We start from the raw sequence: 20,990 nt of genomic DNA, 5'->3' as shown, positions 1-20,990 counted from the left end.
CCCGGCCAGCTTCCTGGCAACCCAATCCCGGCCTCTGGCGACGCCGGGATTTTTTTTGCGCTCGGTTCAGCCAACAAACGACAGGAGCCGCTGATTGACAATGCCCACGCCGCTTCTCTAGGATGCCGTTCATGCGCCGATTTAAACAGCTACTTGCGGGGCGCCGGGTGACGGTCATTCGTCATCGAAATTCCGCTAAAGCGCTGGTTCGGTGTTGCCTCTCACCGCTGCCCAGCGGACCAATGAGGCAGAGAAAACGACACTATGAGCAGTCACTCCCACCCGCGTCCCCTCGTTCGTCTGGCGCCCATCGCCAGCCAGTTCAATCGTCGCAATCCTCAAATCCTTCTGGGCGGTGCCCATCAGCCGACGCTGCTGCGTTACCTCGACGGCTGGCCGCGTCGCCAGGGCGGCCCCCACGCTTTCCTCATTCAATTCATCGAAACCCACGACGCCCTCGAGCGCTTCAGCAACGATCAGTTTGATCTGGCGGTCATCCAGGCGCCCACGGCCGAGCGCGCGGAGGCGGTGATTCACCAGCTGATCCGCGTCGCCCGCCAGGGTCTGATCACCCGCTGCTGATCACCCGACGCTGACGGCTCGCCGCTTGGGCTGCAGCGGTAGATCGGGATGGCGCACAGTGAAGCGGGCACGCACACCATTGGCGTGACGGCACTGAGCGATCAGGGCGCTGCGCAGGGTCCAGTCGGTGTTGATGATGTAGAAATTCTGAATGAAGCTGTTCTCGTCCGTCGATTCGAACCACTGATCGATCTTCCGGCTCAGGTCACTGGGTGCGTGCAGCGGCAGCGAATACTTGGCGCACTGGATGGCGGTCAGGCTGAACTCGGGTTTGTACTCCACCGCGACTTCGTTGATGAACGCCTTCAGGGTGTTGGTGTTGAACAGGTTCGCCCCGGGCCAGCGTTGCTTGACCCCGGGCCACAGCAGCTCGTCACCCGAACTCCGGTTGTAGGCCAGCACTACGTTCTTGCCCGGGTGATCGTTCCAGATGTCTTCCAGGGTGAGCTGGCGCAGGGTGCGCGGCACTGTCCTTGCGCCCAGGGTTGAGGTGAGCAGGCCCTGAAATTCCCGATGGGTCAGTTCGGTGAAATCCTTGAACTGATGGAAATCCAGCACAACGATTTCACGCGCCGGGGAGCCGTTCTGCTCCAGTTCTTCAAAAAAGCCCTGGACGCACGCCAGAATATCCCCGGCGACCGTGCGACCCGACGAGGTCAGGTGAAACAGCTGAAAACGCCGCGGGTCACCCTTTTCGTACTTTGAATAAAACGCCACGCGCAAATCCAGCGCGCGCACCCCCTGGCGCAGTTGTTCCAGGGGCGCGACGTCCTGGGCCATCTCCTGGGGTACGGCGAAGTTGGGGGACAGCTTGTCACTGCCGGAATTGTGGGCGCCGGGCAGGATGAGTTGGTCGATGCGCAAGCGGCCGAGTTCAGCCGTTTGCGCCATCCAGTCGACATGGGGCGGGCGGGATGCAGCGGATGAGTTGAGGGGCATACAGTCATTCCTTGACGTGTGATGGAGCTCCGCGGGCGGAGCGGGGTGAGCGGTCATTCGCTCGGAAAGTCCTTTTCTGGAGTGTGGCCGTCGCGTCACCGACGTCAACCAAGGCAGTTCTTCAGGTCTGTTACCCGATGTGAACGGCGGCGTGTGCTTATCTGACTTTCAGGACCACGCGGCCGCGCACCGGGTGCTCGTCGAGGTGGTTGTGGGCCTTGCCGAACTGCTCGAACGGCCAGGTTCGGTGAATGTCCGGCTTGAGCAGGCCTTTGGCGGTCAGTTCGTTGATGGCGTCCAGTGCCCGTTGCAGTGCAGGGCCGTTCTGCTCGATGCCCAGCTCCGGCTTGCCGGTGAAATTTTCCAGGCAGTGCACGTGGAAGCGCATGTTCTTGCGAAACGCCTGCTGCGCCGGGAAGGGTGTCTTGTTGCCGCCGCGCAGGCCGTACAGCACCAGGTTGCCGCGGGGCGCCAACACGTCGCCGAGCATCGACATCTGCATGCCGCCCAGTCCGTCGAACACTGCTTCGATGCCGTGGCCGTGGGTCATCGACTCGATGCGCAGGCAGATGTCGTCCTCGTCGGTGACGATCACCCGATGGGCGCCGTTCGCCAGCAGGTATTCACGGTCCTCCGCGTGGGGCGTCGCGGCAATGACCCGTAGCCCCAACGCTTTGCCCAGCTGCACGAAGGCAATTCCGGGGCTGTAGGTCGCGTCGGTGACCAGAACGGTCTGGCCGGGTTGCACGTTGGTCAGCTCGACGAAGGCAAACCAGGCCAGCAGCATCGGCGTGTAGTGAACGCTGGCTTCCACCGGTGTCAGTGCGTCCGGGTATCGGGTCAGCGCGTTGTGCGGCACCATCACGTGGTCGCCACACACCGGGTACTGGTTGGCGCTCATGGCTTTGAAGCTCGCCACTTTGTCGCCCACCTTGAGATCGTTCACGCCAGCGCCGACGGCTTCGACGACGCCGGCCATTTCGCTGCCCAGCCCCGCTGGCAGTTGCACCGGTGCCAGTGACAGGTTCTGCCGCCACAACACGTCGTCCCAGCTGATGCCGATGGCTTCTGCACGCACCAACACTTCCTGTGGGCCGGGGGACCGGTCAGGCTGCTCCTCGCAACAGAGCACATCGGCTTTGCCGAAGCGATGAAATTTGATGGCCCGTGACATTGTCGACCTCGATGCCTGTCGTTGAGTGTTGCGACGACTGTATCGATGGGGGCAACGGGGCACTATTTCTGTCGGTCGATAGCCGACATGCCTGCTATCAATTCGCGTTGGGGACGTCGCTGGCGTGAGCGCTTATTTGCCCCAGGCGCGCAACGCGTGCTCGACGAACTGCCGCACCTTGGGCAGGCGGTAGCGGTCCTGGGGGTACATCAGCCACAGGGCGCGGCTGGGCGGCTGGTAATCCTGCAGCAACGGCACGAGCTTTCCGCTGGCCAGGTCCTCGCTGATGAGCACGTCAGGCAGCATCGACACGCCCATCCCGGCGAGCACGGCCTGGCGCAGCGCCGGCGTGCTGTTGACGATCATCGAGCCCGACACCGGCACTTCCATCACGCCGTCGGGGCCGGTCAGGCGCCACAGTTTTTCGGCGGCACGCCAGTCGTCACCGGCGGGGTAGGCGAACGCGAGACAGTCGTGGTCGCGCAGGTCGTCGGCGGTTTTCGGGGTACCCCGACGTTTTAAGTAGGCGGGGGCCGCGCAGATGGTCAGGGTGTAGTCCTGCAGTGGCCGGGCGATCAACGCCGATGATTCCGGGGTGCCGAGACGGATGGCGGCGTCGAAGCCGTGCTCGATCAGGTCCATGGTCTGATTGCTGAGCACCACCTCGACCTTGATCTCGGGGTAGCGTTGAACAAAATCGCTGAGCATCGGCGCCAGGCGTTCGGCGCCGAAGGCCGGCGGGGCGGTGACGCGCAAGGTGCCGCTGGGCTCTGTCTGCGCCTGTTCGGCCATGCGCTCGGAGTCGTTGACCAGCCCCAGCACTTCGACGCAACGCCGGTAGTATTCCAGGCCAAATTCAGTGAGGTTTTGCCGGCGCGTGGTGCGCTGCAAGAGGCTCACACCCAAGCGTTGCTCCAGGGCTTTGAGGTGGTTGCCGACCATGGTCGTCGACATTTCGCACTGGCGCGCGGCCGCGGTCATGCTGCCGCCTTCCACCACTTTGACGAACACCGTCATCGCCAGAAACACGTCCATTATCAAGCCCTGCTTTAAAGTCACTGAAGGATGGCGATCTTTATACATCAGAACGGGCTAACGATACTGGCCTCACTTACCCGTGATGGAGCCACCGACATGACCGCCGCCTGCCTGATGAACACCTACAAACCGATGCCCTTGAGCTTCATTCGTGGCGAAGGCGCGCGGCTGTGGGATGACAGCGGCCGTCAGTACCTGGACGCGGTCGCGGGTGTCGCCGTGACCAACGTCGGTCACAGCCATCCGCAGATTGTCGCGGCGATCAGCGAGCAGGCCGGGCTGCTCTTGCACACGTCCAACCATTACCGCATCGACTGGCAGCAGAAGCTGGCGCAGCGTCTGACCCGGCTGTCGGGGCTGGAGCAGGTGTTTTTCAACAATTCCGGCGCCGAGGCCAACGAGACCGCGCTCAAGCTGGCGCGTTTGTATGGCTGGGCCAAAGGTATCGAGCACCCGCTGGTGCTGGTGATGGACAACGCCTTTCACGGCCGCACCCTCGGCACGTTGTCGGCCAGTGACAACGGCGCCGCGCGGCTGGGTTATCAGCCGATGTCGGGGGCGTTCGTGAAGGTGGGTTTCGGTGACATCGTCGCGGTTAAACAGGCGACGGCGGCGTATGGCGAGCGCATTGTCGCCGTGCTGGTCGAGCCGATTCAGGGGGAGGGTGGCGTGGCGTTACCGCCGCCGGGGTATCTGAAGGCTCTGCGCGATCATTGCACGCAGAATGGCTGGCTGATGATGCTGGATGAGATTCAGACTGGCATGGGTCGTACGGGTCGCTGGTTTGCCTTTGAGCATGAGGGGATCGTGCCGGATGTGATGACGCTGGCGAAGGCGTTGGGCAATGGAATTCCCATTGGTGCGTGTCTGGCGACGGCGGCGGTGGCGCGGTTGTTCACGCCGGGCAGTCATGGCAGTACGTTTGGCGGTAATCCGTTGGCGTGCCGGGTGGGTTGTACGGTGTTGGATATTGTTGAGGGGGAGGGGCTTTTGCGTAATGCGGCGGTGCAGGGTGAGCGGTTGTTGGCGGGCTTGCGCGTTGCGCTGGCGGGGCACCCTGATGTGGCGCAGGTGCGGGGGATGGGGTTGATGATCGGGGTTGAGTTGACGCGGCCGATTCGGGATGTGTGTCTGGTGGCGGCGCGGGAGTATGGGGTGTTGATCAATGTGACCCGGGGGCAGACGATTCGGTTGTTGCCGCCGTTGGTGGTCGATGGGGATGAGGTGGACCGGATAGTGGCAGGCGTCGTGGGCGCCCTGAAAAGGGACTGATTTATTTACGGACTCTGAAAGGGGACTGATTTATTTACAGCGCTTCATCGTAAATTAATCTGTCCCCGGTTTTAGACCTGCGGCGGGGCTCATGAAGACCAAGGGCGTCAGCCTGGGGGCAGACTGTTTCGCCTTCGGCGAGTTACTTGGAAAAGCACCCCAAGTAACCAAGGGTGCTTGCTCCTGGTTGGGCCCTTCGTTCCTCAGGGTTCCCTCACTCCGGTCTCGCTCCGTGGGCCCGCGCCGAACGGGCATCCATGCCCTGACGGCGCTCTCGCCGCATCCATGCGGCTCGACCCACTGCGCGTCGTCTGCGTTCGGCCTGCACCCAAGTCGCGATTGGCGGTGACTGGGATTTTTGCGTATGAAGATCAAAAGCAGATCAAGATCAAAAGCAGATCAAGATCAAAAGCTTCCCGGCTGAAGCCGGTCCTACAGTCCGAGCCAATCCCACAGGCGCTGCTGTTAGTGGGACCGGCTTTAGCCGGGAAGGGGCCGGTTTGGGCACCATCAATCTTGCGGTTCTATGCCTGATCGTTCCCACGCTCCGCGTGGTAATGCCGCCTCTGACGCTCCGCGTCCCACCGGAACTGGCCTTTCAGTAAGCCCTGAGGAGCGTCAGCCCCGCTCTATTTCCCGGCCAATTCCATGATCATCGCTGCGGTGAGGTAGAGCCTGGGGGCAATGCTGCTGAGGTCGATGTATTCGTCGTCGGCGTGGAGGCCGGCGCCGACGACGCCCATGGTTTCGAGGACGGCGGGTTTTTGGCTGTCGGGGACGTAGGCGTAACCGGCGTCGGTGCCGAAGCGCATGGCGATGGGTTCGAGGGTGCGGCCGGTTTTGGCGTAGATCGCTTGCGCGGTTTTGGCGAGGTCGTCAGTGGCGGGGTTTTTCGCCAGCGGCGGGCGGCCTTTGTCGAGGCGGAAGGTGACGTCGGTGCCGTCGATCATTTTGCCTTGGACGATGCGTTGTCCGTCGGCGAGTACGCGGTCGGATTCGCTCAGGTCGGAGTAGCGCATGTCGCCTTCGGCCGCGGCGCTGGAGGGGATGATGTTGCGCTTCTCGCCGCCTTTGATCAGCGTCCAGTTGACCGTGGTGCCCTTGGCGGGGTCGCCCAGGTCCTTGAGCTGCACCAGTTGGTGGGCCAGTTCCATGGCGGCGTTGCGGCCGGCTTCCGGGGCCGAACCGGCGTGGGAAGACTTGCCTTTGACGTCGACGAACACGCCGTTGATGCCGTTGGTCGCGACCGTCACGGCGTCCTTGTCCGGTGGCTCGAACGAGAACACGTAGTCGTGCTTGCGGGCGAGTTCGGCGATGAGGGTTTTCGAGCCGGCCGAGCCCGTTTCTTCGTCAGGGTTGAACAGCACGGTGATCGTGCCGAAGTCCTTGAATTTCTCGTCCTCGAGCAGCTTCAAGGTATGCAGCACCATGGCCACGCCACCTTTGGCGTCGGCGACGCCGGGGCCGTACGCATGCTCTCCATCGACGCGGAAAGGTCGCTTGGCCGCAGTGCCCGGGCCGAACACGGTGTCGTAATGGATCATCAGCAGAAAGGATTTGCTGCCCGTGCCCTTGAGGGTGCCGACGATGTTATCGCCTGCCGAGGGTGTCGCCGGTGTGGTCTCGACTGATGCACCCAAGGCCTTAAGCCTTTCGACCAGCACCGCGCTGACCATTTTCAGGCCCGCCGCCTGACCCGTCCCGGTGTCGATGTTGACCAGTTGCTTGACCGTGGCCAGATAGGGTTTTTGCTCGGCTTCGGCCTTCTTCAATAACTGCTCGGGGGAGACATCGGCGGCGTAGGCGCTGCAGGCAAAAAGGGCGGCGAGGATGGAAGCGCTCAGGGCGGTACGTCGAACGTGCATGCTGGATCCCTCAGATGATGGTCGAGTTGTTGTGATGTCCATGGAACCACATCGTTCCGGCAGGCGCCGCGCTTTCCTGCATCATTCACCGTAGAATCCTCCTCTGAAATAAACAGTGACGAGGTTACAGCGGTGGATTTACAGCAGGGCTTCGTCCTGACCCGGCATTGGCGCGACACGGACGCCGGCACCGAGGTGGAATTCTGGCTGGCCACCGATGAGGGCCCGCGCCAGGTGCGCCTGCCGTACCAGACCTCCGTCGCGTTCATTCCGGAGCAGCACCGCGAGCGCGCCGAGACTGTGTTGCGCAACGAGCGGCATGTCGAGCTCAAGCCGCTGGCGCTGTGTGATTTCCGCCACCGCCCGGTGCTCGGGCTGTACACCCGGCAGCATCGCCAGTTGATGAACCTGGAAGGTGACCTGCGCAAAGCCAGCGTCGACGTCTACGAAGCCGATATCCGCCCGCCCGAGCGTTACCTGATGGAGCGTTTCATCACCGCGCCGGTGCAATTCAGCGGTCGGGCCGACGTCAATGGCCTGCTGCTGGACGCGCAACTCAGGCCTGATCCCGGTTACCGACCGACCCTGAAACTGGTGTCCCTGGACATCGAGACCACCGAGCGCGGCGAGCTGTATTGCATCGGCCTGCATGGCTGCGGCGAGCGTCAGGTGTACATGCTCGGCCCGGCCAACGGCGGTGACGCCCAGGTGAATTTCAAGCTGGAGTACTGCGACACCCGCGTCGCGCTGCTGGAGAAACTCAACGAATGGATGGCCCGCCATGACCCGGACGGGATCATCGGCTGGAACGTGGTGCAGTTCGATCTGCGCGTGCTGCACGAGCACTCGCGGCGCCTGAACGTGCCGCTGCGCCTGGGTCGCGGCGGGGAGGTGATGACCTGGCGCGAACACGGCGCGCGCAACAATCACTTTTTCGCGGCGGCGGCCGGGCGTTTGATCATCGATGGCATCGAGGCGCTGCGTTCGGCGACCTGGAGCTTTCCCTCGTTCAGTCTGGAAAACGTGTCGCAAACGCTGCTCGGCGAAGGCAAGGCCATCGACAATCCGTATCAGCGCATGGACGAGATCAACCGCATGTTCGCCGAGGACAAGCCGGCGCTGGCGCGTTACAACCTCAAGGACTGCGAGCTGGTCACGCAGATTTTCGCCAAGACCGAGCTGCTGACGTTCCTCCTCGAACGCGCCACGGTGACCGGCCTGCCGGTGGACCGAAGTGGCGGTTCGGTGGCCGCGTTCGAGCATTTGTACATCCCGCTGATGCACCGCCAGGGCTTCGTCGCGCCGAACCTCGGCGAGCGCATGCCGGAAGCCAGCCCCGGCGGTTTTGTCATGGATTCCCGCCCCGGGCTGTACGAATCGGTGTTGGTCCTTGATTACAAAAGCCTGTATCCGTCGATCATCCGCACCTTTCTGATTGACCCCGTTGGCTTGATCGAGGGCCTCAAGCATCCCGATGACAGTGCGTCGGTGGAAGGCTTTCGTGGCGCGCGTTTTTCCCGGACGCGGCACTGTCTGCCAGCCATCGTCTCGCGAGTGGCCGAAGGGCGCGAAGTCGCTAAACGCGAGCGTAATGCGCCGCTGTCCCAGGCGCTGAAAATCATCATGAACGCCTTCTATGGCGTGCTGGGTTCCAGCGGCTGCCGTTTTTTCGACACGCGGCTGGCCTCTTCGATCACCCTGCGCGGGCACGAGATCATGCACCAGACCCGGCTGCTGATCGAAGCCCAGGGTTATGAAGTGATTTACGGCGACACCGACTCGACGTTTGTCTGGCTGAAAAAAGCCCACGCGCAGGACGATGCCGCGCAGATCGGCACCGCGCTGGTCCAGCAGGTCAACGTCTGGTGGCGTGCTCATGTGAAAGAGGCATACGGGCTGGAGAGTGCGCTCGAGCTGCAATTCGAAACCCACTTCAAGCGCTTCCTCATGCCGACGATTCGCGGTGCGGAGGAGGGCAGCAAGAAGCGTTATGCGGGTTTGGTGACCCGCGCCAATGGCGAAGACGAAATGGTCTACAAGGGCCTGGAGGTGGTGCGCACCGACTGGTCGCCGCTGGCCCGGACCTTTCAGCAGGAACTGTATCTGCGGATTTTCCAGCGTCAGCCATTTCAGGAATACATTCGGGAGTACGTGGGCCGAACCCTGGCCGGGGAGCTCGACGGCCAGTTGATCTACCGCAAGCGCCTGCGCCGGGCCCTCGACGATTACGAACGCAACGTGCCGCCCCATGTGCGCGCCGCGCGGCTGGCCGATGAGTACAACCGCCAGCAGGGTCGGCCGTTGCAGTACCAGAACGGCGGCTGGATCAGCTACGTGATCACGGTCGCCGGCCCGGAGCCGCTGGAAGTGCGGACGGCGGCCATCGATTACGACCACTACATCAGCAAACAGCTGCAGCCGATCGCCGACGCGATCCTGCCGTTCGTGATCTCACGGACCATCGATCTGAGCTCCCAGGATCAGTTCAGCTTCGACTTCTGAACCCTTTTTTTCTGACCCGTCTTCTCAAACCAGCGGATTGATCCGCAGCGCCTCCAGCACCACGCGAAACGCTGCCGTGTGCTGGCGCCGGCTTGGGTAGTACAGGTGATAGCCCTCGAACGGCTCGCACCAATCGGCCAGCACTTCCACCAGTTCGCCCTGCTCGATATGCCCGGCCACCAGCCCCTCGGGGAGCTGCGCCAGACCGACGCCATCCAGGCACCCCTGCAGAATCTGAAACACACTGTTCATGATCAGCGGGCCGTCGACGCGCACGCGGGTCTCGCGGCCGTTTTTGGCGTACTCCCATTGATACAGCGCGCCATGGGTCGGCAATCGCAGGTTGATGCAGCGATGGCCGGGCAGGTCTTCCGGCACCCGGGGCGTGGAATGCCGCGCCAGGTAATCGGGGGACGCCACGGTCATCAGCCGCAACGGCGGGGCAATCGGCGCGGCGATCATGTCCGCTGCGAGGGTGTCACCCAGGCGCACGCCGGCGTCGATGCGCTGGGCGACGATGTCGGTCAGGCCGTAGTCGGTGACCAGCTCGATGGTCATGTCAGGGTATTGATCGAGCAACGGTCTGAGTCGCGGCCAGAGCACGTAACGCGCGGCGAACTCGTCCGCCGTGATGCGCACAGTGCCGGAAGGCCGGGCGCTATGCTCGATGGCGGCGTTGACCTGTTCCTCGATGCCGTCAAGCAGTGGCGCCAGGCCCTTGAACAACTGCTCGCCGGCCTCGGTGCGGGTCACACTCCGTGTGGTGCGGGTGAGCAGGCGAACGCCGAGACGCTCCTCAAGCAGGCGTATGGTCTGGCCGACGGCGGAGGGTGAGATGCTCAGCGCGGCGGCGGCACGGGTGAAATTCCCTTCGCGGCCGACCGCAAGGAACACCGCCAGGTCATCGAGTTTGTAATCCGCCATTGCGAAGCATTCCTTCATTTTGATCAAAGCATTCTACGGATACTGTCGGGAATAAGCCCTTGTTACGCTGCCTGCACATTTTCTGGAGATCGTTATGAATGCCACCGTGAGCGCCACTGATACCGCTAATGAAGACATGCAGATCCACCGCGCCGGCTCGGCCAAGGCCATCAAGGGGCCGGCAGACTGGTTCACCGGCGACGTAAGAATCGACCGGATTTTCAACGCCCCGGCACCGGCGCGGGTCGGCCTGGCTATCGTCAATTTCCAGCCCGGCGCGCGCACTAACTGGCACACCCACCCGCTGGGGCAGATCCTGCTGGTCACCGACGGCGTCGGCTGGACCCAGTGCGAAGGCGGGCCGAAAACCGAAATCCGTCCGGGCGATCTGATCTGGTGCAATTGCGGCCGTCGTCACTGGCACGGCGCGACCGACACCACCGCCATGCAACACGTCGCGGTCAACGAAGCGCTGGACGGCAAGCCGGTTGACTGGCTGGAGCGGGTGACCGAGCAGACCTACCTGGCCGGGCCGGTGAAAAAAGACTAAGGGGCTGGCGAGGGTTGGTCTTCACCCCGCCGCAGCCTGGCTGCGCATCCGCGCGATGTCCTTTTTCGGCGGTGCGCCAAACAGCCGACCGTACTCGCGACTGAACTGCGACGGGCTTTCGTAACCGACCTTGAACGCGGCGCTGGCGGCGTCCTGGTGTTCGTTGAGCATCAGCCGTCGCGCCTCGTTCAGGCGCAGCCATTTCTGGTACTGCAGCGGGCTCATGGACGTGAGGTTGCGAAAGTGCAGGTGGAAGTTCGGCGCGCTCATCTGCACCCGCGCGGCCAGCTCTTCGACGCGCAAGGACGTCGTGTAATTGAGCTTCAGCCAGTCGATGGCCCTGGCAATGCGGTGGCCCTGGCTATCGACGGAAGCGATATGTCGCAGCAGCGGCGCCTGATCACTCTGAAGCAGCCGGAAGTGAATCTCGCGCTGCAACAGGGGCCAGAGCACCGGAATGGCGTCGGGCTCCTGCAACAGATTGACCAGTCGGGCGAGGGGATCGAGCAGCGCTGCGGTCAGGCTGGCAATGCCCGCGCTTTTGCGCACGGTGCGCTCCTTCGGTGGCGGGATGTCCCCTTGGGCGATCAGCTCGGTCAAGGTGCGCAGGTCCAGCTTGAAGACCAGTCCCAGACAGGGCACGTCCGCGCTGGCGAGGGTCACGGCGGAGTTGGCCGGTACGTCCAGCGAGGTGATCAGAAAGCGCGTCGTGTCGTAGGGATGGACGTCGCTGCCGATGACCATTTCCTTGGCGCCCTGAACCACCAGCACGATGCTCGGGGCCAGGATGCAGGTGACCGGCGGCGAGGGCGCTTCGCGGCGAAACAGGCCGAGGCCGGTGATGACGGTGGGGAAATCACCGGAGGCCGGCGTCAGGCTGCCGATGATGCGCGTCAGCGATTGCAACTGGGCTCGGGTGTCGCTGCCTGTTGCCTGCATTGAAATCGCGGTGTCGCCCATGTTCCCCCCCCTGGTTTTGCCGCGGCGTTGCCGTGGTTTTGCTGTCGTGCCGAGCCGGAACTGTACGGGCCCGGTAAAACAGCCGTCCAGCCTCACCCCTGCGGATTGATCGGATCGGGCAAGAAAGCCGCCGGATCGCTCTACTGCCTGCCTGGGCTGCCCCATGAATATGTGCATCGCACACTTCATTCGCGCCGCGCCCCGGCGCCGGAGACATTCATGAAACAGCTGATGATGGGGCTGGCCTTGCTGGTCAGCTCATTCGCCACAATGGGAGCCGATATGTCCAGCGGAGCTGACAATTTCTACACCAGTGAACAGGTCACCCGGCAGAAGGTGACGTTCAACAATCAATACCAGATGAAAACAGTGGGCAACCTGTTCGTGCCCAAGGACATGATCAGCGGCCGCAAGTACCCGGCGATCATTGTCGGTCACCCCATGGGCGCCGTGAAAGAACAGAGCTCGAACCTGTACGCGCAGAAACTCGCTGAGCAGGGGTTCATTACGCTGGCGATCGATCTGTCCTTCTGGGGCGAAAGTGAAGGCCGGCCGCGTAATCTGGTGTCCCCTGAGATCTACGCCGAAGACTTCAGTGCCGCCGTTGATTACCTCGGCAGCCAGGGTTTCGTCGACCGCGACCGCATCGGCGTGCTGGGCATCTGTGGCAGCGGCAGTTTCGCCATCAGCGCCGCGAAGATCGATCCGCGCATGAAGGCCGTCGCCACGGTGAGCATGTATGACATGGGCGGCGTCAATCGCAACGGCCTGCATCATTCGGTCAGTGTCGAGCAACGCAAAGAAGCCATCGCGGCCGCCGCTGCACAACGCGACGTCGAATTCGCCGGCGGCAAAACCCAGTACACCAGCGGCACCGTGGACACACTCACCGAGCAGTCCAACCCGATCGAACGTGAGTTTTACGACTTCTACCGGACCCCACGGGGCGAGTTCACCCCCAAGGGCCAGTCGCCTGAATTGACCACGCACCCCACGCTGAGCAGCAACGTGAAGTTCATGAACTTCTATCCGTTCGCAGACATCGAGACGATTTCACCGCGGCCGATGCTGTTCATCGCTGGCGAGAATGCCCATTCCCGTGAGTTCAGCGAGGAGGCGTATCGCCTGGCCGGTCAGCCCAAAGAGCTGGTGATCATTCCGGGTGCCGGGCACGTGGACCTGTATGACCGGGTGAATCTGATCCCTTTCGACAGGCTGACGGCGTTCTTTCAGACCCACCTGAAGTAACCCCCCCAGGCTGTTTCAAGCCGCTTGATCCGGCGCGGTGTCGACGGATCGAAGGGGTAGATCAGGGGTTTACGTGGCGTGACGCACATTGGCGTCACGCCACAGCCTCACTCCTTCACATCCATGAAATCCTTGGCCCAGGCCACGTAATTTTCCGGGAAGGTGTAGGTGTGGGTCAGTTCGGTGGCGCTGTGGTTCGAGGTGCTGTGGGTGACCTGACGCTGGGCACGGAGGCTGTCGTAGGTGGCCTTGATCGCGGCAAAGTACGCCGCGTGACCGGCGACCACCACCCGCACCCCCAGATCAGCCAGGCGCTGCCGGTCATTCAGCTCGGGATTGCCGTAGGTCACCAGCATCAGCGGGACGGTGAGCTTTTCCGAAATCTGCTCCAGGTGCTCGAAGTCCTTGATGCCAACAATGCAGATGCCGTCGGCACCGGCCTTTTCGTAGGCCAGGGTGCGTTCGATGATGTCCTGGACCGGCAAGACCCCGGCGTTGGTCCGGGCGACGATCGTCAGTTCCGGGTCGACCCGGGCTTCAAGGGCGGCCTTGACCTTGCCGATGCCTTCTTCGATCGAGACCAGGTCGGTGGATTTACGGCCGAATTGCGCGGGCAGCAAGGTGTCTTCGATGGTCAGCGCCGCCACACCGGCGCGCTCCAGTTCTTCCACGGTGCGCATGACGTTCAGGGCGTTGCCGTAGCCGTGGTCGGCGTCGGCAATGAACGGCAGTTGCGCGACACGACCGATCCGGGTGGCCTGCTCGACGAACTCGCTCAGGGTAATCAGTGCAAAATCCGGCGCTGCCAACACCTGCAGCGACGCCACCGATCCGCCCAGAATACCGACCTCAAACCCCAGGTCCGCCGCAATGCGCGCCGACATGGGATCGAACACTGAAGCCGTCTCGACGCAGTGCTGCGAAGCCAGCTGCTCACGGAATTTGCGACGCAAAGCGGAGTGGGAAATTCTGGACATAAGGCTTCCTGATTCAGGCCGTCATCGAAATGCCAGCAATGCTACCCCAAATTCAGGCTGAAACGTCTCACCTCGATGAGCGACGTGCATTGAATTGCCATTGCACCCCGACGGGACTGACCTCCACCGCGCCCAGTAGGACCGGCTTCAGCCGGGAAGGCGCCAGACCTCATACCGCAGAATCGAGGGTGATCACCCCGGCATCTTCCCGGCTGAAGCCGGTCCTACTGAAACACCGCGCAGTAGGACTGGCTTCAGCCGGGAAGGTGCCAGACCTCACACCACACGACCTCAACTCCAAATAACAAAGCAAGCGCTTGCGTGAATCGATTCAGCTGTTCTAGGATTCAGCTGTTCCGAAATATTTCAAAGCAATTCCCGAGTGTCACCCGCAAAGAGGTGGCCCAGGCATAAAAACAAGAAACCTCGGAGATTCACATGATCAGCTCGTCTGCTCGATTGCCGCGTGTGCTGCCCGCGCTCGTCATTGCTGCTTCATCGGCCGCCCGGCCATGAGTGCCGTCCCCGCTATGTCTCCCCAGCCCGTGCTGGAAATGACCGCCATTTCCAAGACCTTCAACGGCCTGCGTGTGCTGAAAAATGTCGCCCTCAAGGTCTACGCCGGTGAAGTTCATGCCCTGATGGGCGAGAACGGCGCGGGCAAGTCGACGCTGATGAAGATCCTGTCCGGCGCTTACCAGGCCGACGCCGGTGGCGAGATCCGCATCGACGGCCAGGCCCTGAGCGCATTCGACCCCTTGTCTGCCAAAGCGCGTGGCATCGCGGTGATCTATCAGGAGCTGAGTCTCTGCCCCAACCTCAGCGTCGCCGAGAACATTTACCTGGGCCGCGAATTGCGCCGTGGCTGGAGCATCGATCGCAAAGCGATGGAGGCCGGTTGCGTCGACGTCCTGGTGCGACTGGGCGCCGATTTCAAACCCTCCACCAAGGTCAGCGTGCTGTCCATTGCCGAGCGGCAACTGGTGGAGATTGCCCGGGCGCTGCACGCCAACGCGAAAATCCTGGTGATGGACGAGCCGACCACGCCGCTGTCGTCCCGGGAGACCGACCGCCTGTTTGCGCTGATCAAGCAGCTGCGTGACCAGGGCCTGGCGATCATTTACATCAGCCATCGCATGGCCGAAATCTACGAGCTGTCCGACCGGGTCTCAGTGCTGCGCGACGGCGAGTACGTCGGCATGCTGGAACGGGACGGCCTGTCGGCCGAGGCGCTGGTGAAGATGATGGTCGGCCGCGACCTCTCCGGTTTCTACAAGAAAGAACATGCCGCCTACGACCCCGGCGCGGTGGTGATGCGCGTGCGCGACATGGCCGACGGCAAGCGCGTCAAGCCGTGCAGCTTCGATCTCCATGCGGGCGAAGTGCTGGGCATCGCCGGGCTGGTCGGGGCAGGGCGCACGGAACTGGCGCGACTGATTTTCGCTGCCGATTCGCGCACCTCCGGCAGCCTTGAAGTGGCCGGCAAGGCGATCACCGATCTGCGCAACCCCACCGACGCCATCCGTGCGGGGGTGGTTTACCTGACCGAAGATCGCAAGGCCCAGGGCCTGTTTCTGGACATGAGCGTGCGCGACAACATCAACGTCTGCGCCTGCGTGCCCGACGCCCATGCCGGTGGCGTGCTGGATCGCGGCCGTGGCGCACAGCGGGCAATCGAGGCGATCCGTTCGCTGTCGATCCGCGTGGCGTCGGGCAAGGTGAATGTCGGCGCGCTGTCCGGCGGCAATCAGCAGAAAGTGCTGCTGGCGCGGCTGCTGGAGGTCAAGCCCCACGTGCTGATTCTCGATGAGCCCACCCGCGGCGTGGACATCGGCTCGAAGTCCGAGATCTACCGCATCATCAACGAACTGGCCAAGGCCGGCGTCGGCATTGTGGTGATCTCCAGCGAGCTGCCGGAAATCATCGGCACCTGCGACCGCGTGCTGATCATGCGCGAAGGCGAGCTGGTGGCCGAAGTCGGCGGGGCGTCGGGGCAAGAGATCTCCCAGGAGCGGATCATCGATCTGGCGACGGGGAGCGAGAACGCCGCAGCCGCCGCGGCCCACGGCGCCCGCGATACTTTCGACCACCCCATTCAACAACAATAAAAAGGAACCCAGGCCATGAGTCTGCCCCTGGAAAACTCGCCCACCGTTGCCGCCATCAGCAAGCGTGAACGGGTCCGCGAACTGATGCGCACCGTCGGCATGCTGCCGGTGCTGATCCTGTTGCTGATCGGCTTTTCGCTGATGACCGACACCTTCATGAGCTGGCAGAACCTGTCGATCATCACCCAGCAGGCCTCGGTCAACGTGGTGTTGGCGGCGGGCATGACCTTCGTCATTCTGACCGCCGGCATCGACCTGTCCGTGGGGGCGATTCTCGCGGCCTCTGCAGTGGTCGCCCTGCAAGCGTCGATGTCACCGCAGTTCGGCATGCTCGGCATCGCCGCCGGTGTCGGCTTCGGCCTGCTGCTGGGGCTGGTCAACGGTGGACTGATCGCGTTCATGCGCCTGCCGCCGTTCATCGTCACCCTCGGCGCACTCACCGCCATGCGCGGCCTGGCGCGTCTGCTGGCCGACGACAAAACCGTGTTCAACCCCGACCTGCCGTTCGCCTTCATCGGCAACGACTCGGTGCTCGGCGTGCCGTGGCTGGTGATCATCGCCGTCGCAGTCATCGCGGCGTCGTGGTTCATCCTGCGCCGCACGGTGATGGGCGTGCAGATCTACTCGGTGGGCGGCAATCCCGAAGCGGCGCGCCTGTCCGGGATCAAGGTGTGGAAGGTGTTGCTGTTCGTCTACGCGGTTTCCGGTGCGCTGGCCGGTCTCGGCGCGGTGATGAGCGCTTCCCGCCTGTTCGCTGCCAACGGCCTGCAGCTGGGCCAGTCCTACGAGCTCGACGCCATCGCGGCGGTGATCCTTGGCGGCACCAGTTTCACCGGCGGCGTCGGCACCATCGGCGGCACCCTGATTGGCGCGCTGATCATCGCCGTGTTGACCAACGGTCTGGTGCTGCTGGGCGTTTCCGATATCTGGCAATACATCATCAAAGGCATCGTCATCATCGGGGCGGTGGCCCTGGACCGCTATCGCCAATCCGGTGCGCGGACCTGATCCAACCTTGTATGGCTGCACGCGTTTCAACGAAGACTCCGACAATAATCACAAGAGAGAACCCATGAACGTCAAACGCAAATTCCCCGCTGTCGTGTCCCTGTGCCTGGCCGCGTTGCTGTCCCAGGGCGTTGAAGCCCGCGAGCTGAAATCCGTCGGCATCACCCTCGGTTCCCTGGGCAACCCGTATTTCGTCACCCTGGCCGACGGCGCCAAGGCCAAGGCCATGGAGCTCAACCCCGCTGTCAAAGTGACCTCCGTCTCCGCCGATTACGACCTGAGCAAGCAGTTCTCGCAGATCGACAACTTTATTGCCTCGGGCGTCGACCTGATCCTGATCAACGCGGTGGACCCGAAGGCCATTGCTTCGGCCGTCAAAAAGGCACAGGCCGCCGGCATCAAGGTCGTGGCCGTCGACGTCAGCGCTGCCGGCGTCGATGCCACCGTGCAGACCGACAACGTCGAAGCGGGCAAGCTGGCCTGCCAGTTCATCGTCGACAAGCTGTCGGGCAAGGGCAACGTGATCATCCAGAACGGCCCGCAGGTGACCGCCGTCACCGATCGCGTCACCGGTTGCAAATCGGCCTTCGCCGCCGCGCCGGACATCAAGATTCTCTCCGACGATCAGGACGCCAAAGGCTCCCGCGAAGGTGGCCTGAACGCGATGCAGGGTTACCTGACGCGCTTCCCGAAAATCGACGGCCTGTTCGCGATCAACGACCCCCAGGCGATCGGCAGTGACCTGGCCGCCAAGCAACTGAAACGCAGCGGCATCGTCATCACATCGGTGGACGGCGCGCCAGACATCGAGCAGGCCCTCAAGGCCGACACCTCGATTCAGGCCTCTGCCAGCCAGGACCCTTGGGCCATGGCGCAGCAAGCAGTGGTCATTGGTAACGATCTGCTCAACGACAAAAAGCCGGCTGAAGCGGTCACCCAACTCACGCCGAAACTGATCACTCGCGACAACGTCGGTTCCTACAGCGGCTGGTCCAGCAAGCACTGAGACGCAGGCCTGAAGGAGTCAGCGCCGTGATCAAAATGGAAGACGTGGCGAAGCGGGCGCGGGTGTCGACGTCGACCGTTTCACACGTGCTCAACGGCACGCGCAAGGTCAGCGCCAAGACGGTGGAAGCGGTGCAGCGGGCGGTTCAGGAGTTGGGCTACGTCCCCAACACCCTGGCGCGCTCGCTGGCCCGTTCGCTCACCAACACCATCGGCGTGGCGATCTCGGCGCTGTCGAACCACTATTTCAGCGAGACCGTGCACGCCATCGAAACCGAATGCGCGCGCCACGGCATCATGATGTTGTTCGTCGACACCCACGACGATCCCGCCCAGGAACTGCGCGTGGTTCAGGCGCTGCACCATCGTCGCGTCGACGGGATTCTGCTCGCGCCGTCCAGCGACCCGCAGCAGGCTGCGTTGGCCTACCTGCGCAGCAACGCCATTCCCAGCGTGCTGGTGGACCGGATGGCGGTCGAGGGTTTCGATCAGGTCGGCGTCGAGAATCGCCAGGCCACCCGCGAGTTGGTCGCTCATCTGATCGGCCACGGTCACCGGCGCATCGGCATGATTGCCGGGCATCGCGGCCTGAGCACGACGGAGGAGCGGATCGAGGGCTACCGGCAGGCGCTGTTGGACGCTGACGTACCGTGGGATCCGCAGTTGCTGATCGACGGCGAGTCGAACAGCGAATCCGCACGGGTCGCCACTGCTCAGTTGTTGCGCTTGAACCCGCCGCCCACGGCGATTCTGGCGGCGAATAACCTGATGACCATTGGCGCGATGCACGCCTTGCGTGACGCCCACATCGACGTGCCCGAGCAAATGGCGCTGGTGGGTTTTGATGATTTCGACTGGGCGGATTTTTTCCTGCCGCGCTTGAGCGTGATTGCTCAGCCGGTGCAGGCCCTGGGCGCGCGGGCGGTGCAGTTGCTGTTGCAGCGCATTGATAAGCCCGAGGGCAAACGAGTGTCGGAGCGACTGGCGCCGACCTTACGGATTCGCAACTCGTGCGGGTGCCCTTGAGCGTCCGCTGCCAGTCACCGGATTTTCAGGCACTGAACTCTTAAGCACCGAACGCTCAAGCACCAACTTTCAGGAACCGAATTTTCATGAATCACCTTGTTTCCCTGGGCCTTGACCTCGGCACGTCCGAGCTCAAGGCCGTGCTGCTGGACGGCGAAGGCGTGGTGCTGGCCCAGGCCGGTGCGCGGGTGGAAGTCAGCCGCCGGCAGTCGGGCTGGTCGGAGCAGAACCCCGCCGATTGGTGGCAGGCCTGCCTGTCAGCGCTCGGGCAGTTGCGGGCAAGCGATCCCCAGGCATGGGCGCGGGTCGGCTGCATCGGCTTGTCGGGGCAGATGCACGGTGCCGTTCTGTTGGGTGCGGCGGAGCAGGTGCTGTACCCGGCGATTCTTTGGGACGACTCCCGCGCTGTGCTTCAGGCATCGCAGCTGAACAACGATTTTCCGGAGTACGCCGGCGTCACCGGCAGCCTGGCCATGGCCGGGCTCACCGCGCCGAAGCTTCTGTGGATGCAGCAGCACGAACCGCAGGTGTTTGCGCGTATCGCCAGCGTGCTGTCACCGAAGGATTACCTGCGCTTGCTGCTGACCGGCGAGCAGGTGAGCGACATGTCTGACGCCGCTGGCACGTTGTGGCTGGATGTGGCCAAGCGCGAGTGGTACGCGCCGATGCTTCACGCCACCGGGCTGACGATCGAGCAGATGCCCCGGTTGCTGGAGGCCGATCAACCGTCGGCCGGGCTGAGTGCCGAGGCGGCGGATGCCCTGGGGCTGCCGCTGGGTCTGCCCGTGGCCGCAGGCGGGGGTGACAACCCGGTTTCGGCGGTGGGCATCGGCGCGATCAACGCCGGTGATGCGTTCGTTACCCTCGGCACCAGTGCGGCCATCGTCGCGATCACCGACCATCCGGCGGGCAATCCGGGCAGCGCCGTGCACAGCTTCTGCCACGCGCTGCCGCAGCGGTGGTACACCATGGGCGCGATGCTGGCCGGGGCGAGTTGCCTGCGCTGGGTCACTCGGTTGCTGGGTCAGCCCAGTGAGCAGGCGTTGCTCGATCAGGTTCACGCTGAGTTGCCGGTCGATCAGCCGGTGGCGGTTTCCAGCCCACTGTTTCTGCCCTACCTCGCGGGCGAGCGCACGCCCCACAACGACCCGCTGTTGCGCGGTGGATTCATGAACCTGGCCCATGACTGCACGCCAGCGATGCTGGGTTATGCGGTACTGGAGGGCGTCGGTTTCGGGCTGCTGGACGCGATGAACGCCACGCTGTCCGCCGGCGCGACGGTTAACGCCTGCGCCCTGGTGGGCGGCGGTGCACGCAGCGAATACTGGGCGCAGTTACTCGCCAACATCCTTGATCGCGAGGTGTACACGTTGCACGGCAGCGAACTCAGCGCCTGCATTGGCGCGGCGAAGCTGGGATTTCTGTCGATCGGGGAGGGGGCCGAGTGGCTGAAGCGGGGGATGGCGGTGAAGGCGCGGTATCAGCCGATGCCGGCGGTGCAGGGGGCGTTGAAGGCCCGCTACGGGAAATTCAAAGGCTTGCTCGGTGCCGCGCAGGGATTGCGTTGGTGACGTTCGGAGTGTGGGGGAGTGAGCTTGCTCACGAAGACTGCATTTCATCCGCTGGAGGTTTAGCGGATGTGATACATCTTCGCGAGCAAGCTCGCTCCCACAGGTTTGGTGTTTCCAGGCAGAGGGTGGGAACGATCAATCAACATCAAAGGCTTCCCGGCTAAAGCCGGTCCTACCATACAGCCGGTCCCACCATAAAGCCGGTCCCACTGACGGCATGCGGTGCGTAGGACCGGCTTTA

Annotated in this window: 17 protein-coding genes; 10 read left to right on the top strand and 7 right to left on the bottom strand. The window is 63.2% G+C overall.

The window, feature by feature from the left end:
- The first annotated feature begins 264 nt into the window (after nucleotides 1–264).
- Nucleotides 265–582 (top strand): hypothetical protein, encoded by a 318-nt coding sequence (locus M1E04_RS15010; RefSeq protein ID WP_065986329.1) that lies wholly within the window; start codon nucleotides 265–267, stop codon nucleotides 580–582.
- Here the strand turns inward: M1E04_RS15010 and M1E04_RS15005 are convergent, their stop codons facing one another.
- From M1E04_RS15005 to M1E04_RS14995, 3 genes are all read right to left on the bottom strand, one after another.
- A complete protein-coding gene (locus M1E04_RS15005) occupies nucleotides 583–1,521 on the bottom strand; it encodes a hypothetical protein (protein ID WP_456291608.1) in 939 nt (312 codons plus the stop codon).
- Nucleotides 1,522–1,678: 157 nt separating this feature from the next.
- Complete coding sequence (locus tag M1E04_RS15000; RefSeq protein WP_456291607.1) at nucleotides 1,679–2,695, bottom strand: zinc-dependent alcohol dehydrogenase family protein; 1,017 nt, start codon at nucleotides 2,693–2,695, stop codon at nucleotides 1,679–1,681.
- Nucleotides 2,696–2,827: 132 nt separating this feature from the next.
- The gene (locus M1E04_RS14995) at nucleotides 2,828–3,730 is read right to left on the bottom strand and encodes a LysR family transcriptional regulator (protein ID WP_456291606.1); all 903 of its coding nucleotides are present in this window, start codon (nucleotides 3,728–3,730) and stop codon (nucleotides 2,828–2,830) included.
- 99 nt (nucleotides 3,731–3,829) lie between these two features.
- On the opposite strand from M1E04_RS14995, the gene M1E04_RS14990 reads away from it, so the two are divergent.
- Entirely contained in the window at nucleotides 3,830–5,005 is a 1,176-nt protein-coding gene (locus tag M1E04_RS14990; RefSeq protein ID WP_369320145.1) for an aspartate aminotransferase family protein, read from the top strand.
- 629 nt (nucleotides 5,006–5,634) lie between these two features.
- Here the strand turns inward: M1E04_RS14990 and M1E04_RS14985 are convergent.
- Nucleotides 5,635–6,870 (bottom strand): M20/M25/M40 family metallo-hydrolase, encoded by a 1,236-nt coding sequence (locus tag M1E04_RS14985; protein ID WP_456291605.1) that lies wholly within the window; start codon nucleotides 6,868–6,870, stop codon nucleotides 5,635–5,637.
- A 132-nt stretch (nucleotides 6,871–7,002) separates the two neighbouring features.
- Between M1E04_RS14985 and M1E04_RS14980 the strand changes: the two genes are divergently transcribed.
- Nucleotides 7,003–9,372: a DNA polymerase II gene (locus M1E04_RS14980; RefSeq protein WP_456291604.1), complete on the top strand. Its 2,370-nt coding sequence runs from the start codon at nucleotides 7,003–7,005 to the stop codon at nucleotides 9,370–9,372.
- 24 nt (nucleotides 9,373–9,396) lie between these two features.
- Here the strand turns inward: M1E04_RS14980 and M1E04_RS14975 are convergent, their stop codons facing one another.
- Entirely contained in the window at nucleotides 9,397–10,296 is a 900-nt protein-coding gene (locus tag M1E04_RS14975) for a LysR family transcriptional regulator (RefSeq protein ID WP_456291603.1), read from the bottom strand.
- Nucleotides 10,297–10,390: 94 nt separating this feature from the next.
- On the opposite strand from M1E04_RS14975, the gene M1E04_RS14970 reads away from it, so the two are divergent.
- Nucleotides 10,391–10,846: a (R)-mandelonitrile lyase gene (locus M1E04_RS14970; protein WP_456291602.1), complete on the top strand. Its 456-nt coding sequence runs from the start codon at nucleotides 10,391–10,393 to the stop codon at nucleotides 10,844–10,846.
- Between the two features lie 21 nt (nucleotides 10,847–10,867).
- Here the strand turns inward: M1E04_RS14970 and M1E04_RS14965 are convergent, their stop codons facing one another.
- Entirely contained in the window at nucleotides 10,868–11,806 is a 939-nt protein-coding gene (locus tag M1E04_RS14965) for an AraC family transcriptional regulator N-terminal domain-containing protein (RefSeq protein WP_456291601.1), read from the bottom strand.
- A 219-nt stretch (nucleotides 11,807–12,025) separates the two neighbouring features.
- On the opposite strand from M1E04_RS14965, the gene M1E04_RS14960 reads away from it, so the two are divergent.
- A complete protein-coding gene (locus M1E04_RS14960; protein ID WP_456291600.1) occupies nucleotides 12,026–13,054 on the top strand; it encodes an alpha/beta hydrolase in 1,029 nt (342 codons plus the stop codon).
- Between the two features lie 107 nt (nucleotides 13,055–13,161).
- Here M1E04_RS14960 and M1E04_RS14955 read toward each other — a convergent pair whose 3' ends face one another.
- Nucleotides 13,162–14,031, bottom strand: coding sequence for an isocitrate lyase/PEP mutase family protein (locus tag M1E04_RS14955; protein ID WP_065986037.1), 870 nt, complete (start codon nucleotides 14,029–14,031; stop codon nucleotides 13,162–13,164).
- A gap of 530 nt (nucleotides 14,032–14,561) precedes the next feature.
- Between M1E04_RS14955 and M1E04_RS14950 the strand changes: the two genes are divergently transcribed.
- The 5 genes from M1E04_RS14950 to xylB all read left to right on the top strand — a co-directional run bounded on the left by M1E04_RS14950 (nucleotide 14,562) and on the right by xylB (nucleotide 20,749).
- Entirely contained in the window at nucleotides 14,562–16,139 is a 1,578-nt protein-coding gene (locus M1E04_RS14950; protein ID WP_456293201.1) for a sugar ABC transporter ATP-binding protein, read from the top strand.
- 15 nt (nucleotides 16,140–16,154) lie between these two features.
- Nucleotides 16,155–17,147, top strand: a complete 993-nt coding sequence (locus tag M1E04_RS14945) for an ABC transporter permease subunit (RefSeq protein WP_065987077.1) — start codon at nucleotides 16,155–16,157, stop codon at nucleotides 17,145–17,147.
- Nucleotides 17,148–17,211: 64 nt separating this feature from the next.
- Nucleotides 17,212–18,153, top strand: coding sequence for an ABC transporter substrate-binding protein (locus tag M1E04_RS14940; protein ID WP_065987079.1), 942 nt, complete (start codon nucleotides 17,212–17,214; stop codon nucleotides 18,151–18,153).
- 26 nt (nucleotides 18,154–18,179) lie between these two features.
- Nucleotides 18,180–19,178: a LacI family DNA-binding transcriptional regulator gene (locus tag M1E04_RS14935; RefSeq protein ID WP_456291599.1), complete on the top strand. Its 999-nt coding sequence runs from the start codon at nucleotides 18,180–18,182 to the stop codon at nucleotides 19,176–19,178.
- Nucleotides 19,179–19,264: 86 nt separating this feature from the next.
- Entirely contained in the window at nucleotides 19,265–20,749 is a 1,485-nt protein-coding gene (gene xylB, locus M1E04_RS14930; RefSeq protein WP_456291598.1) for a xylulokinase, read from the top strand.
- Nucleotides 20,750–20,990: the final 241 nt, after the last annotated feature.

The sequence above is a fragment of the Pseudomonas sp. AK106 genome (genome assembly GCF_053903055.1).
Note: the sequence above shows the minus strand (reverse complement) of the source record. Positions and strands in the feature narration are given on the sequence as shown.